The organism is Pseudomonadota bacterium, from assembly GCA_022361155.1.
In the GTDB taxonomy this organism is placed as follows: domain Bacteria; phylum Myxococcota_A; class Polyangia; order Polyangiales; family JAKSBK01; genus JAKSBK01.
Genome location: JAKSBK010000390.1, coordinates 1 through 19307 on the forward strand (window position 1 = coordinate 1; position 19307 = coordinate 19307).

Annotated in this window: 4 protein-coding genes; 2 read left to right on the top strand and 2 right to left on the bottom strand. The window is 63.6% G+C overall.

From position 1 onward, the window contains the following. Positions 1-209 precede the first annotated feature (209 nt). Positions 210-1661: an HYR domain-containing protein gene (locus MJD61_15010; protein MCG8556580.1), complete on the bottom strand. Its 1452-nt coding sequence runs from the start codon at positions 1659-1661 to the stop codon at positions 210-212. A gap of 1234 nt (positions 1662-2895) precedes the next feature. Beyond that, positions 2896-3876 carry an AraC family transcriptional regulator gene (locus MJD61_15015; GenBank protein ID MCG8556581.1) on the bottom strand — a complete coding sequence of 327 codons (981 nt, stop codon included), beginning with the start codon at positions 3874-3876 and terminating at the stop codon, positions 2896-2898. Positions 3877-4747: 871 nt separating this feature from the next. On the opposite strand from MJD61_15015, the gene MJD61_15020 reads away from it, so the two are divergent. Together MJD61_15020 and MJD61_15025 are read left to right on the top strand one after the other, a co-directional pair. Next, positions 4748-13654 carry an Ig-like domain-containing protein gene (locus MJD61_15020; protein ID MCG8556582.1) on the top strand — a complete coding sequence of 2969 codons (8907 nt, stop codon included), beginning with the start codon at positions 4748-4750 and terminating at the stop codon, positions 13652-13654. 68 nt (positions 13655-13722) lie between these two features. Beyond that, the coding region (locus MJD61_15025; GenBank protein MCG8556583.1) for a carboxypeptidase-like regulatory domain-containing protein at positions 13723-19307 on the top strand (5585 nt) is incomplete at its 3' end.

The following is a 19307-nucleotide window of genomic DNA, read 5'->3' on the forward strand; positions in this document are numbered from 1 at the left end:
TGCAGCTACGCACGCCCGAAGCCACCTGGGAAAAGCTGGCCTACGCGATGAGCAACCCTGTCGCGGCGGGCTGCTGCCGGGTCGGCCCGGAGCGACCAACGTCAAGCACGACACGAGCTTGCATCCGTTCTTGCGCACCGCTAGCTGGCAGCCAAACGCCTTGGGACGGGTGCTGGTGCAGATGGTCGCCGCCGTGCTGCCGCGTCTATCTACTTGTCTCTGCGGGGGAATGATGCCGAGCATTGGCCCACGTTTCCGCTGGCGTCTTGACCGTTGACGACGAGCCTCGCCGACGGACCTTCGAGCTCAAGCACACCTTCTTCGAGATCGACTTCGCAGCCCTCCCCGCCATCGCCGTCGGCCTCGATCTCGATCTTGACGAGCTGGCCATCGCTGACAGGAATCTGTTGTGTGCCGCAAACGATCATGGCCTGCATGGCCGGAGTCGCATCGCAGTTGTCCTGCACCGTGAACCGTACGCGCTGCGCTTCGTCCTCATCGCTATCGCAGTCACTTCTGTCCTTCGGCTCGCAGACTTGTTCGAACGAGCAGGACACGTGCGGCGACATGCCGTCGACCGCAGTGACCGTCTGTGAGCAAGACGCTGAGTTGCCCGAAGGGTCGCTGAACAAGAAGTAGTGCGTGTCGCTGCCCGGCGACGTGAACTGGTAGTTGTGGGAATCGCGCAACTCGCCTTCACAAGCGTCAATGGCCATGACAGTGACGGGCAACTGCGCCATGCACGCCGCGTCCAAGCTCACCTTGGTGTCGTCCGGGCATACGGGCGTGGGCGGCTTGGTGTCGACGACGGTCACGGAGGAGGTGCACGAGGCCGTGTTGCCCGCCGAATCGCTTGCTGTGTACAAGAGCTCGCTCGAGCCCATCGGATAGTCCCCGGGCGGAGGAGCTATAACGACCGGCGTCGAGCAGTTGTCCGTCGCGGACCCCGGCGGCGGCACAAACGGAGCCGAGCGCTGTGAAACGCATTCGATCACGGCCGGGGCTGGACAGTTGATTGTTGGTGGGGTGCAGTCCTCGACCGTGACCACCACGGGCCCACACATCGCCTCCGCCTGACCATCCAAGACCTTGAGGTTCACATGGTGAGCCTTGAAGCGCCCGCTACGGGGTCCCTCGTAGGGCGGCGACGGATTCTGGCTCAGGCTCAATGCGTCGCCGTCGGGATCATACGACCCATCATCTACATCCACCCAGGCCTGGCACTGCGCGTCGGCACACGCTTCTCTGTCGCTGCATTTGGCGAGCGGGGGTCTGTTTTCGAGCTCACACGTGGAGGAACAGCCATCTCCGGCGTTGGTGTTGCCATCGTCACATTGCTCGGGTGGCTCCACGACACCGTTGCCACAGAACTGACAATCGGGATCAGCCAGATCGATGAGCCCGTCGCCGTCGTTGTCGATGCCATCGTCACAAATCTCTACAGGCCTGCAGCGCCACCAGAAACTGAACCAGTTCGAGCCCCGACGATTCCTGAACTCCAAGGTGATGGGGTACCACACGCCGGCTCGGCCGGCAATCGGTCCACTCGCCGTGCCCCCTCCCCAAGTGTCCGCCTCAACGGACAGCATTCCGGGAACATCAATGGAGCAGTAGTCATCACAGCTGACCATGAGCTCGATATCGCCGGTCGTGGGCGCCATGATGTAACCGGTCAATGTCTCGCCCCCAAGTCCCCAAATCGTTTGCCATAGAGCGGGAGCGCTAGAGTCCGCGAGACGATCTGCCGGGTACCAGCTTGGCACATTCCCGGCCGCGTGGGGCCCAAACCAAATTGGCCCTTCACCATGAACAACAGTTCCATCATTGTACTTCGCCAATAGTCCGCTGCCTCCCGTACCATCGGCACCCATCGAGAGCGCTGATCGCGGTACAAGTTCCCAATTGGGACCGCAAGACGGCTTGCACTCGCCTCGGCTCGAGACATTCACGCCCGCGGCGGCGGCATGACACGCGTTCGAGTAAGTCTTGCCATCGCAGCCACAGACGGGGTCATACAGCGCTAGGCAGAAGACGCCGGGTATCGGCATGCAGATGCCAACAGCATCGGCAACCATCCTACATTCTCCATCCCCCAACTTGCAGTAGTGGCCCTCGGCGCATGGGACGCCAGCGCTGCCCCCGCAGACGCAGCTGCCGAAAACCTCGATCTCGTAGAGCCAGCCGTGCTCGATGTCGCAGTTGTCGACAACGAAGCGTACCTTACTTGTCGTCACTGGAGCGAAGACATGCTCGGTAGGGACTGATCCAGGTCCCGGCAGTCCTTGTTTTCCTGTCTCCAGGTCTGGAAGGAGCTTCCACGTATCCGACGCGTTCTGCCAGGCGCTGCCGTCCCAGTACTCGATCCACGCCTTGCCTGCACGCGGTACATGTTCGGAGCCATGGTGCCAGGCTCGGACACGGTTGACTGTGTGCGGCGCACCTAGGTTCACAGTGGCCTGGCGAATGCCGCACGCTTCGATCCAAGGCCCCCTACCCCCCGTGAACGCCAGCCCTCTGGCCCAATGAGGATAAGCGAGCTTCCCGTCTGTCAGGTCCCAGGGTTTGGCACCTCCACCCCAGCCACGGTCCGACTCCGAGGGATCCTTCCCAAGCGCAACGTTTTCGTCACAGGAACCGGAGGTGAACTTCGCGGTCGAGAGGTTTGCAGACTCGACATCGGCGTCGCCCGTAGAGCCATCGTCATAAGGGGTCATGTCCGCTGGCCCGGCCGCGCAGGCACAGGCAGACAGCCAGGTCGATGATACGCAAAGCAGAATCGTACGCATTGTAGTCTTGGTCATGGATAACTCGTCCTGTGTTTCCTCTGGATGAGGTCGTAGACGTGGCACCAGTCACCACTCGATGTGGAGTGTCCAGCCTGATCCCGATCTGTGGCTACCACGCTGTTGCATGCCTTGCGTGCTCTTGCGTCGAGCCACATGGGACAGGTTCTCTTGCTCGTGCTGCGGGCAAGCGTCCAGCGGCATGGCAGGTACTGTTCCGGTAGAATCCGGGCGTGAAACCCAGGGTCTTTCGAAAGATCTTGTTCATATGTGATTGGTTGGCGAAGCCGATTTCTGTGGCAATGTGGGCTAGGCCATCAGCGGGCCTTGTCCGAATTGCGTCCAGAGCTCGCCCTACCATCACCCGATGCCGAAACTCCGAAGGCGGCCTGCCATGCTCGAACCTGAAGGCGCGGGTGAGCTCATGCGGCTTGATGTCACGATCCGTGCAGAATGCGCCGGAGCTCGCAGTCGCCGGACAATCGACACGCATTGCCCTGAAGTCCTGTACTTCTAGGCTACGACGGTGCACCCGACGTGCCGATGGACCCGCGGCTTGAAGGCGTATCGTGCTGCGTTGCTCGAAGAAATCGGAGACGCGCTCTTGCGCCTCGAGCTCGTCCGCTTTACTGTCTTGGCTGGTGCTCCGGCTGAGTACCTGCACCACGTTGCGCAGCGCCTGCCATAGTTGCAGGCATTCCAGTTGCTGGCGTAGCGGTCTGGGCTCGGAGAGACCCCAACCCTTCAAGACATCAGGCTCAAACATGAGAACGTGGAAATCCGCTTCGGGCATTTGCTCGGTGACGTGGATGTCGCCGGGAAGCAGCACCATCAGGGACTTGCGCTGCATGCCGTAGGTCTTGCGTCCGACTCGCCACTTTTGTGGCGGCCATGTTCCCATTCGCACGCTTATGCATAACGTGAATCGGCTATGCGCCACCGACCACAGGCGCGTGGAACGCGTCACAGTCCAGTGCTCTATGCCCAGATCCGGGAAGTAAGCGATATCTACCTGCTCGTCACTGCAGGCTCGAGGATCAGGACCACAGGAGGCGAGCTCCTTTTCGGATGGCGTGGTCACTTCCCTCTTCATTGCATTCCCCGAGCTCGCGAAGGCGACACGATCCCCACGCGCCCGCAAGTACCCGTAAAACGGACGGCTCGGGTGAGTCAAGAGCCCGCGAGACAAAAAACTGCAAGAACATACAAGGCTCTCTCAGCCTACAACCAGTCGTGGTAACCCGATGAGCGTGACGTCCGGGTACTCCAGGAAGGCCGTTTCCCGTGCTCTGCGTGGCGAACGTGACGAGTCATGGGGTGCTCCGCTTTCAGTGCGGTCACGAAAAAAAGAGTTGCTGCCGGAGAAAACTGGTCGCATAGTCGGCCGTTACCAAATCCTGGGCAGAGCGCAGTCCCGGTACTTGCACTGCTTGTGCCGAACGGAGAGGTCAGGGGAAAACGGAATGGGGAAGAAAGTTGCGCTAAACGTTGCAGCGCCTGCCTTTATTTGCATGAGCGGGGCGGCGAAGCGTCTCAGTGAGCTCTGCTGCGGTGAGTATCGTCCTTAAGGGGTAAGCAGCGTGGCGGTACAACACACGACGCGTGGATATGGTGGGCGCTCTTTGGCGCACGCGAAACAGCCGGAGTGCGCAGGCACTGAGCGTCGGACGAGTGCGGCGGCATTGATTCTGTGTCTTGTTGGGGGTGCTGCAGCGTGTGCGGAGCAGGGCGGCGATGGGGGTCCACAACAGCCAGGTCTGTCTCGCGCTGAGCTGAGGAAGCCGCCCGCCGGTTCGCAGCCCAAGGCTCCTTCGTCTTCAGGAAGCGCGCGTGGTCGCTGTGGCTCCGGCTACCGAGTCATTGAGGGTACGCCTGGTGATGACAGGCTTGTCGGCTCCGACGAGCCAGATTGCATTCTGGGACTTTCTGGCAATGACGAAATTCTTGGTGGGGATGGCGCTGATTTGATCTTTGGTGGCCCTGGGCACGATTCGATCCATGGCGGCGAAGGCGCGGATCGTATCGAAGGTGGACCCGGGGACGACGTGATTCTGGGTGGGGATGACGAGGACCGAATCTCCGGAGGAGACGGCCACGATCTCGTTTCCGGCGGAGAGGATCGCGACCGGGTCGACCTTGGGCCTGGCAACGACGTGGCCGTCCTTGATGAGGATGACGACGAAGAAACGGACGAGCGCGACATCGTCGACGGAGGTGCGGGCAAGGACGCCTGCCGCGGCAACAGCTGCGAGCTGCCCGCGCCCCGCCAAGGGCAGTGCGGCACCGTCGACGGGGACCTGGGCAGCTACGGTGATACCGACGAAGGCCCTCGGCCACGGATGCGTGGTCCCGGAAGCAGCAAAGGCAAGCGCGGCGCAGCCGCAGGGGCGGGCAGGGAGGCAGGGAAGACCGACCGAAACAACGATACCGATGAAGGCGCGGACGAACGCCCGCGCACCTGTCCGACGGGGAAGCGCTGCGAGCTCGGTCTGGGTATCTGTGTCGCCTGCCGTCACGATGCTGAGTGCAATGATGCGGGCAACGTGTGCACGCACGATGTTTGCGCGCCCACGGAGGGCTGCTCGAACCCTCCAGTCACGGACGGAACCCTGTGCCTTGACCAAACGGTGTGCAACGGCACGGAGACGTGCAGAGCGGGCTTGTGCACACCGGGTACGCCACTCGATTGCGACGATCGAAACGTCTGCACCGACGACAGCTGTGATGCCGCGACCGGTTGCGTTCACGTCGACAACGCCTCGCCATGCGACGACGCCGATCTTTGCACGCAGGTAGATACCTGCCGGTCGGGCACGTGTGTTGGCAGGGATCCGGTTGTCTGCGTTGCGCTCGATCAATGCCACGAGATCGGGATCTGCGATCCGGGTACCGGCATTTGCTCCAACCCCGCCAAGCCCGACGGCACGACGTGCATCGACGGGGATGCCTGCACGCGGACTGACGTGTGCCGGGCCGGAGTGTGCGTGGGCATCAACCCCGTCGTCTGCGTGGCTCAAGATCAATGCCACGTGGCGGGCACGTGTGACTCCGCCAACGGGGTGTGCTCCAACCCAGCCAAGGCCGACGGGGCTGTCTGCGATGACGGCAGCCTGTGTACCCGGAAGGACACGTGTGTGGCGGGCGCATGTTCGGGCGATGATCCTGTTGTCTGTCCGGAAGAGACCTGTCGGGAGCTGTGGACTTGCGCACCAGCGAGCGGCGAGTGCTTCGCCTCTACCAAGCCTGATGCAGCTCTGTGCGTGGACCGGATGGTCATCGGACGGGTGCTGTCGGACCACACGGGCTTCGCCTTGGCCGGAGCCAGCGTGCGTTCGGTCGAGACCAGCACAACAACCCGCGCGGACGGCCGCTACAACTTGGCGACGGACCAATCCAATCTCACCGTGGTCGCGCAGCTGGCCGGCTTCACTTCGGTCGCCCGGGCCGTCGCGATCCAGCCTGATGTGGGTTCGGTGGCTGTCGATGCGCGCCTAACGCCATTGGCCAACCCGGTCGAGGTGGGACCCGGGGGGGCAACGCTGAACGCCAGATTGTCTCGATGGCCGAGCGCTGCAGCCGAAGCGACTCTTACAGTGCATCCGGGTGCCTTTCCGGGGCCAACCAGTCTGCGTTTGACGCCGCTGTCTGCGCAGGGGTTGCCCGCCCGGCTTCCGCTCGGCTGGTCACCACTGGCAGCGCTCGACCTGAGGGCCGGGGATGCGGCGCTGCTGCAGGGCAACCTGACGTTTGACATCGACGGCTTGCCCGAGGGTCCTGCGCTTGTTGTCAGGTACGAGCCCGACAACGTGGTTTGGCGAGTGATGAGCGCACCCAATCTGGCGGCCGGCGGCACGCTTCATCTCGAGCTCAGTCAGCTCGGCAGCTACGCCGTGGTCAGCAGCGATGACGGTGGGCCTGTTCACCCTGCGGTCGGCGATCCACTGACCGGCGTAGATCCCGCGGGTGCCCTTCCTATCGTAGCGGCGTTTGGGCAGGGAACGCCCGGCCTTCTACCTGCCGGCGGTGGCCTGGTGGAAGGGCGCGTACTGGTTGCTGCGTCCGCGCCGCTCCCATCGGGCACGGTGGTGCAGGTAGCCACCAGCGAGACCTACGACCTTGCCACAGGAACCGTTGCGTCCTCACCAACCCAGGTGCAGGACATCGCGCTCTATCGCTCGCCCGTCATCGACGTCGCGAACGCCGACACGACCGGGGCCGTCGTAGTCCTAGGCGCGCGCTTCCCGATCCAGGCGTCACGCACCTACGCAGCGTCGGCGCTGCGCAAGGGGAACATCCACATCGACGTCTTGGCGGGACGCGAGGATTACCGTGGTGCCATCGGTGGACTCGACGCGCTGAGCACGGGTGATGGCGACGCCTTGCTGCAAGTAGCGTCTCACAGCCTGGCCGAGCAGACAGTCCTGGACATCGAGCAGCAGCGCAACGTAGCGGACTACTTGCCGCACACGGACGGGATCGTCCCGCTCAGCGAGCTTTGCCTCGACCTTTCAGGCGAAAAGCTGCGCAAGCCCGCCAGCCTCTCGCTCGGAAGCCTCGCCAGTGCCGGCGGCACGCTCCTGCTCGCGCGCATCGAACGCGTGGACGGCGTGGCGTATCCGATCGTCGTAGCGGTAGGCAAGGCCCAACCCGGACAGAGCCTGTTCTCCGCGTCGTCCGAGCTTCCAGGCATTCGACAGGAAGGCACCTATGTCGTCTACGGCGCCGCCGAACCTGTCGGTTTCGTCGCAGGCACCACACGAACCGAGCAAGGCACGCCTGTATCGACGCTCGTCACCACGAGCAACTCGCCCTTCGCCGCCCTGTCCGGCCCGAACGGCCGCTATCTCGTGCCCGCCAAACCCGGAGACGTCACGCTCAGCGCCCGCGTCTCGGAAACCAAGCTAGCAGGCAGCGCGTTGGCCTGGGTCACCGCTGAGCAGACCATCAGCCTCGACCTCTCGCTCGTCGGCCAGGTGACAAAGGCGAGCGTCACCCCTGAAGACGGCGCAGTCGCGGTCAAGCCCACGATCCAGGTCGAGATCACGACGAGCGCCCCACTCGACCCAGCATCCATCGACCCGGCGAACATCCAACTGCTGGAAGGCCCGATCGCCAACATGCAATCCGTACCGCTGCGCGTGGCCCTCGCGGCCAGCGGTACGACGCTCGCGTTGATTCCCGAAGAGCGCCTCAAGCCGGCCACCGCCTACACGCTGCAAGCGAGCGGTTTGCGCGACAGCTTCGGCGATCCCGTGATCGTACCTCCGACAACCTTCACCACCCAAGCCGACAAGCCGCCGGAATACAACACCGACCAAGTCCAGTTCTCCATGCCTGACAGCGACGGCCTGGTTGCCCTCAACGCGCCGCCTGGCTCGCTGCCCCCCGGCACCAGCATTCTCATCACCAACGAAGGCAACGGCATCGTCGTCAGCTTCACAGTCGGCAACGATGGATCGATCACCGGAGTCCTTCCGGCCACCATCGATGACCGCTTGCTCATCAGCATCACCGACCCCCACGGCAACGTAACCAGCTTCACACGCAGCCAGTACGTGGGCGTCGATGGCCGGGTCGCGGTGGGGCCGGGTGGCGGTGTGGTCAAGGGCGCCGGCGGGGCGGAGTTGCGGATCCCGGAGGGGGCATTGCAGGCGGGTGTGAGGTTCTCCGTTCGACCGCTCGATAGCGTTGCGTTTCCAGAGCGTCCGGAATTCGCGGACGCAGCGTTTGGCGGCGGCATCACGATCGAATCGTCGACACAACCGACTTTCCAAAAGGAAGTCGATCTTGCGTTCCCCAAGCCGCCAGGTGCGCCGGAGGATTCGTTTTACTACGTCTTTCGGCGCCTCGAGATGCCAGACGGGCGAGTGGCATTCGAGGTGATTGACCACGCGTTCGTGGAGGAAACCGCAACCGGACCCAAGGTCGTGACTGCGTCCCCTCCGTTCCCGGGAGTTCGGAATAGCTTCGGGTCGCTCAACATCCTGCAATCATCCACCCAAGCGCCGCTTCTGAGCCTCACTCCGGCCAATCACTTCGTGCTCGCGTATGCGTCCAGTGTCGTTGGCAAGGCCTTGTCGGTGGCGGGTGCGATTCGGGGTCGCGTGATGCGCTTCAAGTGGGGCACGAGCGCCACGAAGCCGGAGCTCGAACCCGAAGCCAACGTGGGCATTGGTTTCGTCGATGCCAGCGGACAGCCTATCGCTACAAGCGCAGGAGGGTCGCCAACGGTGGCTGTCAGCCAGGCAGACGGGAGCTTCACCATCTGGGACGCCTTCCCCACCGCCGGTGCAAAGAGTCTGGCCGCCATGCTACCTGGGGTCACGCTGGGACAGACCTGCCCCACGCCCACGCAGCCCTCCAGCACCATTCAGTGTGCGACCGCAGTACGCACCGACCCGCTGAAGCTTGCTGACTCGATTCCGGCGCTTCGTCACTACGATAACTACTCGGAAGTCAGTTTCGCCTTTCCCGCGGCACAGCCGCCACCGCCACCGCCCCTGGCCGACGTCCGCGTAATGCGCGAGGCCGCCGGGACCAGGCAGGAAATCGACGGCGTTGTAGTTGCCGGTCAGCCACTGCTGGTGGGGGTCTTGGCCGACAACGCAGCTGTTCGCTCGGTTCAAGTGGCGCATCAAGGCGTCACCGAGAGCCTCAACGTCCGAACCGATCCTCTGGCCGGGCAACCCTCCGGCATGACCAAGCTGTCTGACTATACCCCTGCTTTCCCGGGAGCATACACGGTCACCGCTGAGATGCTTCCTCTGCCGTTCGGTGCGCCAACCACCGTGTCCGCCACCTTCCGTGCGGTCGCCGCCGGCGGCGACATCACAGAGCCCTTACCCGGCGAGCGGCCCGCTGTGGTCACGGCTCGCGCCAATCCGTCCGCTGACGCGAAGGGCGTTCCAGTCACTGTTTTTCCGCAAGTTGTCTTTACCGAGCCAGTGATGAACGTGCCTGGAAACGTCACGCTAACCGACGACATGGGGGAGCCCGTACCTGGCCAGCTGGTTGGCGTCGGCCTGGACGGGCTTCCCATAGACCTCAGCGAGCCTCAGGGGTCGCAGGCAACGATCACCTCGTTCACGTTTCAGCCCGATACTCCTCTCAGGTTTGGCGCCGCTTACAGTCTGTCCCTAAGCGACGGGATTCATGACCTCGATGATCAGCTCCCGGGCGGACCGGCCCAACCCAGCGCACTCGTTCCGTACACGAGCACTTTCACTACCCATCAGCCACAGGCTCTTGCTGACCCAGGCATCGGCTTCAGTTCTGCCGGCATCGTTTCGGTTGGAACCAGAGCCTATCTTGTTCAGAACAACTTCACCCACGGTATTCTCAGGGTCTTTGATATCGCCAACCCCGCGGCTCCAGTTGAAATCGTGGCAGCACAGCGGCGCATGCTGGGTCGGCCCATGGATCTCGATGTGGTGGACGAAGGTGATGGGAAGGCCAGGGTTATCGTTGTCACCGGCCCTGCAGACCGGTCGCTTCCTTCCAATCTGCGCACATATCGCGTGCCCGCCGCTGGTCCAACGGAGTGGATCGGCGCCGCGAGCCTTACGGCCACAGCCCGCGAAGGCATCGTCCGTCGCGTCGCGGTCAAGGACAACACCGCATATGCCATCACGACCATGAAGGGAATCCAAGTGGTCGACCTTCAGCTTGCACACCAGCTCTTTATCCGCGCAGGCGGCGACAGCCATCATGTTCGCGTCCCTCTGAATACCGATGAACTCGGTTTCGGTCAGGAAGCGGTTCTGATGAACGTTCCCGTACTGAAGCCCGACGGCCGGTCTGCGTTTCTCTCGGAGCTTGAAGTGGCGGACCTGCTGGATGGATTCGTTCAGCCACTTGTGGTCGCTACGGGCGAGCCGGGTCTGGTGATCGCCAACCCGCAGAGGGGAGAGATTCTCTTCCAGGGACAACCCGCGAATGCCTTCGGCGCTACGCAGCTCTGGGGCCGAGCTGTTGCCGTTGGGCGCCTCGGCAAGCGTGACATCGCCGTGATCGCAGGAGACCAGGCCGGCACTTCAAGCCTTGTAACCGTCGACATCACCGACCCGCGCAAACCCATTCTCTTGGGCCAGTCCACGCTGCCGGAAAAAGCCACCGACTTGGTTCTCCAGGACGACCTCGCCTTGGTTGGGGGCAAGACCCGCGTTACGACGGTCCGTCTCACTGATTTAACGAAGCCCTCGCAAGCAGGCCATATCGCCGACGTCGGCGACCGCGTTGCGTTGGCTCCTAGTGGTGCCCTTCTTTCCGCCGCTACGTCAACGCGTGGTGGTGACGTGCATTTGGGCGGCGTCCGAACTTCGATTCTCGGGGTGGCTGTGGTCGTACTCCCAGTCCGGCCGGTCCCCACTAGGCCTGTGACTACCGGGGCTGTCCAGGAGCGGGAGCTCCTCTATGACTTGGTCGTACCAATCGCTGCCTACGGCCTGCCGAGCTCGGTGCAGGAGGGCCATGTTCAGTTGGTCGCTCATGATACGGGCAACCCGAACGCACCTGCCCTTCCCATTGCAGCGACGAACGTCTCGTTGGACCTGATAGACGGTCACCATTTCGGAACCGCCGTCTTTACTGCACAAAGCCGAGTCCCGCGAGGAAAGACGATCCGCGCCCGTGTCCTCGTAGACCCGCGCCACGTCGGGGTCAATCGCACCCCACAAGACTGGGACAATAGCGCCTCCGCTGTGCGCGCAGACTGGCCTTTTACTCTTCTGTTGAACCAGATTCGTCTCCGACTCGACTCCAACAACGACACGTTGCTTGGTGAACCAGGCACGGGTGTCGACTCCCTGGACGCCAAAGCCGTGGCGCGCGGAGATGCGTTTGCGTTCTGGAATGGCGATCCCTGGACTGCGGCATTGGGCGACTCTCGATTGGAAGACTGGGCTCAGCTGCGCATTCGTGTACTACGTGAACTCCCCCACGATGAGCACCTTTACCTGCTCATGCAGGGAGCCTCCTGGTGGCTAGTGAAGAACGCGGGAACCGGCAAGCAGTACCTCACCCAGAAGCCGACAGCGCTCGCACAACACGGAGAGCTGCTGCGAGCTGTTCGATCCGAATCGGCGGGCTCCTCGAAGGGGCGGATTGACATCCCGGACGATTGGCTGAAGGAAGGTGACAACGAGTTTCTGTTCTTCTGTGAGGATTGCCCCGGCGACGCAATGACGCTGTGGCATTATCGCGATGATGGTGGCACTCCCCCCCTCACTCTACCCAGCCCACCCAGCCTACGAAGCGCTGCTGTTCACATCCGACCGTTGAGCGAGTGGACGAGCGTATACAGCGCACGACCGGGCAACAACGCGACCGTTCCTCCGACGCCCCAAACCACCAGCCCACATTCGCCTGCCCCAGCGTTCCAGCGTTTGCAGACATGGGCGCCCATTCCACCCAAAGCGAAGCATCTCACTGTCATTGTGCACGGATTCAACGTCACAGAAGGGCAGTTTTCTACAGAATTCTTCCCCACGTACATAAAGCGATTGTATTGGGCAAGGCATCCTGTGTTCGCTTCACAAGAGGATTCGTCGGGGGCACCGGCCCATACAATCGGATTGTCATGGCCTGGAGATGCAAGAAACAGCCGGCCGGGGTCAGTGTTCACGTACTTCCCGGACGATGAGTTTCACGCATTCCAAACCGGCGTCAGCCTGAGCAGGCTCTTAAGGAAGCTGCATTCACCCGACCGTACGATACACGTGATTGCTCACAGCCTGGGAAACGTCGTTGTGAACAGCGCGATCGATCAGGAAGGCATGCAGGACGTGGTTGACACGTACATTATGAACGAGGCCGCGATACCGACAGAGGTCTTCGGTAATGAAGATCTTGTGGATCAGGCAATGAAACAAGCTGCGGAGCTCAAGGGTTATCCTGCTGACAAACAGTGGGTTGATGAATGGGATGAGATTAATTATCGACGCTGCGGAACAGATGATTGCACGAAGGTTTCTGTCCCAGGGTGGACTCCGATCCGTCGGTGGAAAGATCCCGAAAAGTCCCCGGTATTTGATATCGTAAACAAGCCATGTAGTGTAGAGTTTACGGATGGTTTGTGTGCGAGTGCGTGCAACAGGGCAAAGGGAAATCGCGTATGTATTCCGAGTCAATTTGGCGGATCCTGTATTGCCCGGTACCTGAACAGAGAACACTGCGCTTCAACTTGTGTAGGCGACGATTGCAGTTCGGACGCAAAGGCGACTGACGACTACACGGATTGGGAGAAGAAGCTGCGTGCGGAGTTGGAACCTCAGGTCAAGTATGATGTGAGATGGCGATCCGGAAACGGCAGTAGCCCTTGGCGAGGAATCTACGCGCACAACAAGAGCAGAATCAGAAATGGACGACTTTTCAATACGTATTATCCAGGCGATTATGCGGTTAGAGTGGATGCGGGCATTTGGAGTCCATTGCAGTTGGCGCCCATTAATCCGTGGTTTGTGTCTCAAAGGTGGCAGAAACCGAAGGTGGGAGTGTTTGGTCTAAAAGGAGACTCTATTAACGAGAAGTTTTGGGCGAGACTTCAGGACACGGGGTCGGATCAGCAATACTTGTGGTTTGTTCCCGGGTTCGCACCGGTTTCGACCTATACTAAACAGACGAGAAAATGGGCCGAGCTCGCATACTACTTCCAGCCACTATCTGGAGCCGCGGGGGCGCAACACGTGACGGCGCTCGATGGGCCAGGCGACGTACGCAATTTCGACATGACGGAGTGGGCAGAGAGTCTGCACTTCATGCGTAGGCATTCCTTTATGACGCTGAGCACGTTTCCTCAAGTCTGGTGCGCGTACAAACTGTATCGGCACCTGATGGCCGATGGAAGACGCAAGCTTTGCGAGGCGGACTTGTAGCTGGCGAGGTGGCGTTGTCACGTCTGGCAATAAGTTGTTGCTATCGAAACTGCCAGCGACCTGCTTTCTTGCTGGTCCTAGCGGGTTGGACTGCTGCGTGGAGCGCCCAGGCCCAAACGGGCTCCCGCCTCCCCACCGTCACCTCCTTCGACATCCCCATCGCCGGTCTCTCGGCAACCCTCGACCCACCCGAACCCGTGATCCCCAAGAACACCGACTCCGGCGTGCTCGTCGTCGTACGCGCCGGCGACCGCGTGCTCGCAACCCAAGAAGTCGCAGAGTTCCTCGGCGGACCGTTCGAGGTTCAGGCCGAGCTTTCAGGCCCCGGCTTGGAGCGCACCATCACGGTTCCCCAACTCGCCCTGAGTGATCCACCGCCCGAAGATCCGCTGGTGCTGCGCCTGCCACCGTTGCCGATGGCAGGCGACTACGCCCTCGCAAACGTCCGCCTGGTCAGAGACGGCAAGCCGGTGCTGGACGCTACGCCGTTGCAGTTCACGGTGAAGGTGATCGATCAGGTGCTCATCACGTCGGTCAAGACGCGGCCGTTGACGTTGGATGAGATTCGGGACAAGGGGATCGTGCTGAGCAGCGATGACTACGTGGGGTTTGAGTTCACGTTGGGGATGGCCACGGAGTCGCAGTCGGTGAGCTTTAGTTTGCCGGTGGCGTTTGATCGGCAGGGCGTACCGGTGCCGGCGGTGATCAAGCCGCCTTCTTCGCCGCCGCGGGCGGGGGTGAGTGTGGCGCAGGACCTGCCGGAGCCGTTGATCGTGCCGACGCTGCTCGAGGTCGAGGATCTGAAGGCGCTCAATATCCCGGACTTCGACGGTACGCTGCGGGCTCCGTCGGGAGAGCCGATTCGGATTCCGAGCGTGCTCGTGATTCCGGGCAACGTGGGGTATTTGAAGCAGTTCTTTTCGGCGCAGCTGTTTGTGGCCAATGGGGCGCCGGTTGGCTCGGGGCTGACGGTGCGGGATGTGCAAGGCACAGTGAAGCTGCCGGCGGGCGCTGATCGTGTGCCTGGCAGTGCGGACGATCCGCTGGTGCTGCCGGAGACCGTGCGTGGGGTGCAGCCCGAGACGCTGCCGGTGCGTGGGGTGGGGCTCGATGGAGTGCCGGATACGGCAGACGACACGGTTGTGCTCAAAGCGGCGGAGCAAGGTCAGGCGGAGTTTCTGATCCGCGGCGAGCAGGAGGGCTTTCACTCGATCGAGTTCGACATTGCTGCGGTCTTGGATGGGCTTCCGATCGGGCCGGTGGACGTCAGGGGCAAGGCGCGCGGCGGGGTGTTGGTGCGCAACCCGTTCTTTGACATGACGTTCACGATTCCGAGCGTGGTGCGGGCGGGAGAGCCCTTCTCGGTGTTTGCCACGGTGAACCACATCGGCAAGGGCATTGCGAACGACCTGAGCGTGGCCTTGACCGCGGCCAGCCTATCCGGGGCGAGAGCGGCGGGTGATCTGGAGCAGCGCATCCCGACCTTGCTGCCGGGCGACGCGCGCACGCTGGAGTACCGCTTCGTGGCCCAGCGCACCGGGCAAGTGGTTGCGACCTATCTGAAGCTGGACACGAGCGCACCGGGGGCGGGCAAGCTCAAGTGGAGTCTTGGGGTGGGTGAACGCGGAGTCGCACTCTCTCCGGATACGCTGGTGCTGCCCGCGGGTGTCGACGGTCTACCGCGCGAGGTGGTGGCCGCAGCCATGCGCGTGCTGGGTCAGGCATGGAGCATCAGCAACGCGGCCGCGGGAACGCTCCCGCCTGATGTGCTGCGGATTCCGCGCAGTGTGACCACGGCCAGGGCGCTCGCCTTGGCCGAGGCGGGGTTGCGCGTGTCGCTGGGTCAGGACCCTCGTTCGGCCGCGCGCGATCTGGCGTTTGACTTCTACGGCGGCGAGCCGCTCGACGCGGCCTTCGATCAGCTGCTCAGAGAAACGCAAGCGGGGCACGCGTTTGCGCGCGCTGTGGGCACAGCGCTGGCGTCGGAGATGCATGCGGCGGGTGGTCTGTTGCCGTTCGGGCAAGAGATCGACGCGGTCGCAGTATCGGGCGCGGACTTTCTGCGCTTCGCGGTTGGCAGCGGCAGCGGTGCGCCGCCCGTCGAGGTCACGCTGCTGGATGACGTGGGTCGTCGCAGCGATGCCCCCGCAGCGCCGGACGTCCCGCCGGTGAGCGAGATTGCCGGAGCAGTCTGGATTCCGATGGGCGCAACCAGCGCGGAGGCGCTGGTCGGGCTGCTGACCCAGGTCAACTCGCCGCTCTACACGCTTGAGCTCAAGGGCACGGGACCTGGCGTGCTCGACCTCTCGCTCACCCAGCCGCGTGGTGATGGGAGCTTCGTGCGTGGCGAGCTCACGGCCGTGCCCGTGACAGCGGCCACCCGAGCACGCTTGCTCGTGGATCGGCGCCGGCCGGAAACGCTCGTGCTCGAAGTCGACGCGAACGGTGACGGCAGCTACGAGAGCTCGCAGGCGTTGCGCGTGGAAGCGGTGGCGTCCAGCGGCCCGCAACTCGTATCGGCGAGCGTGGTGGGGCCGGAGACCATCGACGGCGCCAGTCCGTTCGGGTTCCAGGTTGCGGTGCTGTTCGACCGCATCGTGGATGCGGACAGCGCGGCTGTGCTTGACCATTACGTGATCCCTCAGAACGGCATGCAGTCGGCACAGCGCCAGCTTTCTGGTCGCTTTGTGTTCGGCTCGCTCGAGCAGCCGGAAGGACCCTACGTTCCGAGCACGCTTGCGGTTTCAGGTATGCGTGATCAGCGCGGCGTGGTCGGACCATCCAAGACCGTCGAGCTGGTGTCGACGCTGGAAGACCCCGGTGCGGTGATCTCCGGCCGCGTCGTGGGGCCAGATGGCGGCGCCGTGACCACGGGCACGGTCACGTACCAGAACAACTCCAACTGGGAATGCTTGCCCTCCTTGTTTGAGCAAGAGTCGAGTCCCATCGCGGCCGGTTTCGCAGCGGTGGAGCTCGACGGGCAGGGTCGCTACGAGTTCCGTTACGTGCGTCAGGACGCGTGTGGGTTCCCGTGGATTCTCGCCACGCGCGATCCGCGCACGGGCTCGTTGCAGCGTGCGAGCGGGTTTGTGAGCACGGCCGGCGAGCACGTGGTGCTCGATTTTGCGTTGCTTGGTCAAGGCGTGGTCCGCGGCACCGTGCGCGACCTGCGCGGCAACGTGGTGTCGGGCGCGCAGGTTGCGGTCGTGAGCCAGACCGATCCGCAGGTCGGCGGCGTTACGACCACGGATGGCTCTGGACGCTACACGGTCTACGGCATCACCGTGGGCCAAGTCAGTGTGACTGCGGCCAAGGGTACTGGGGTAGGGCGGGCATCCGGCAACGTGGGGCGTGCGGGTGGCACCGCCAGCGTAGACGTAACCTTGGACGGCAGCGCCACCTCGGTGGCGGGACAGGTCCGGATCGTGGAGGGGGTTGAGCAACGGGAGGGCGTGGGCGTGACCGTGGTGTACGAGGCCAAGGGCACCACGATCGCCGTGACTCAGACCGACCGGGCCGGTGCGTTTTCGTTCGAGAACGTCCCGGCCGGCCCGTTCACACTCAAGGCAGCGCTCAACACGCGGGACAGCGCGAAGATCCACGGCACGGCCGTAGCGGGCCAGCCTTTGACGGGTCAAGTCCTTGTGATCCACGTGCCTGTTGCGGGTGCCCCGCAGCCTGGACCCGGCTACGGCAGCGTGCAGGGACTTGTTAGCTACGCCGATGGCGTTCCGGCGTCGGACGTAGTCGTGTCGATCGCGGGTCGCGGCGTGGTGTCGGCTGCGGACGGCAGCTTCGAGATCCCCGGCGTGCCGGTCGATCCTAGCGCCCCGCACACGGTACTCGCGCAAAGCCGCGACGGACTGCGCTCGGGTCAAGCGCAGGTGTACGTCACGCAAAGCGAGCAGATCGTCGAAGGTGTCGTCGTGGTGCTTTCCGGCCTGGGCAGCGCCGAGTTCCGTGTGCTTGATTCCAAGGGTGCACCTTTGGTCGGCCAAGAAGTGGGCCTTCTGGGTCGCTGCAAAGCTGCCTGCGGCTGCAACCCGGCCACCACGGACAGCCACGGCATGGCCCGCTTCGACGGCCTGCCGATCGGCGCGGTGCATGCGCGCGCGGTTCGTGCGGGCACCGGTTTCGCGGATGTGGCAAGCGCGAGCGCGTCGATCACGCGCGACGGCGAAGTGGCCACGGGCACGCTGCAGTTCGCAGGGGCGGGGAGCGTGTCTGGCGTGGTTCGCGATGCCGCTGGCAGTCCGGTGTTCGGCGCGGATGTGGTCCTGCGCTCCAAGGTCTTCGTCTCGGCGACATGTAGTCTGGGACACGGCGTGGCGCAGCGCGTGCGCACGAACACCCGCGGCGAGTACCGCTTCAGGGCCGTGAACCTCGGACCGGTGAGCGTGACCGCGAGTCAGACCTTTCTGCCGGTGCCTGTCAGCGCGACCGACGTGCTCACCGTGCCTGGCCAGGAGCTCGCGCTCGATCTCACGCTGCTTTCCGGCGACGCCAGTTTCGCGGGCCAGCTTTCGGGCACGGTGCTGCTGCCGGATGGCGTGACCCCGGCGGGAGCCGGCATCGAAGTGACCGCGGACGGGGTGCTGCCCGACGTCGTGGTGTCGACCGACGCTGTGGGCCATTTCGCCTTTGCCAAGATCCTGCCCGAAGGCCGATACACGCTTACGGCAAGGGACCCGGTCACGGGCGGCGTGGCCAAGACAGCGGTCTTCCTGCGCGCGAACCAAGATGCGCAGCAGAACCTCCGATTGCTCGGCCGCGGCGTAGTGCGCGTGAGCGTACAGGACGCGGCGGGCCTACCGGTCGACAATGCCTTCGTGCGCGTGCGCGAGGCCGGGTTTACCGGCGGGCTGCACGAGGGGGCCGTCGAGGCCTCGAATCTCGGTGTCGTGAGGTTCGAGAACGTGTTCGAAGGCCCGCTGAGCATTGAAGCCAGCGATGTGTTTGGCCGCGGCGGTCGCGCGTCTGCGTTGCTGGCAGACCCCGGCACCACGCTGGACGTGACGGTGCGCCTGAGCATGACCGGGTCGGTCGCCGGCATCTTCGTCGCAGCCGATGGGGCCACTCCTGTGCCGTTCGGTGCCGTAACTCTCACCGCGGGCGGGCGAGTGATCGGCCGGACCACCACCACAGGCTCGGGGCGGGACGTGGGGCGCTTCCGCTTCGATCATGTCCCAGCCGGGGCGGTGCGCGTGGACGCCCAAGATCCGTCGACCGCGCGCACCGGCTTCGCGCTGGGCAACATCGAGCGCCAAGACCAGATCGTAGAGCTGACGCTGCGCGCGCACGGGCTCGGCACGGTAGAGGGACTGGTCAGCGGCGATGGACGGCCCCAGCCTGGTGCGGAGGTCACGCTTATCGCAGGGCCGCTGGGCGCTCATACCGTCGCGGACGCCCAGGGCCGCTACCGTGTCACCGGCATTCCCGAGGGTGAGGTCGCGGTCACGGCAAGCCTGGGCAACGGGTTCCTTGTCGGTACCGCCGCTGCCCATTTGATGGGCGACGGCAGCACGCTGGAGCTGAACGTGCGGCTGCGATCCTCGGGCCGCGTGCTGGGCCGCGTGCTGAACGCGGATGGCTTGACGCCCGCGCCGCCGTCGATCGTCTCGATCCGCGTCGGCGGTGCGGGCGGCGGGGAGCA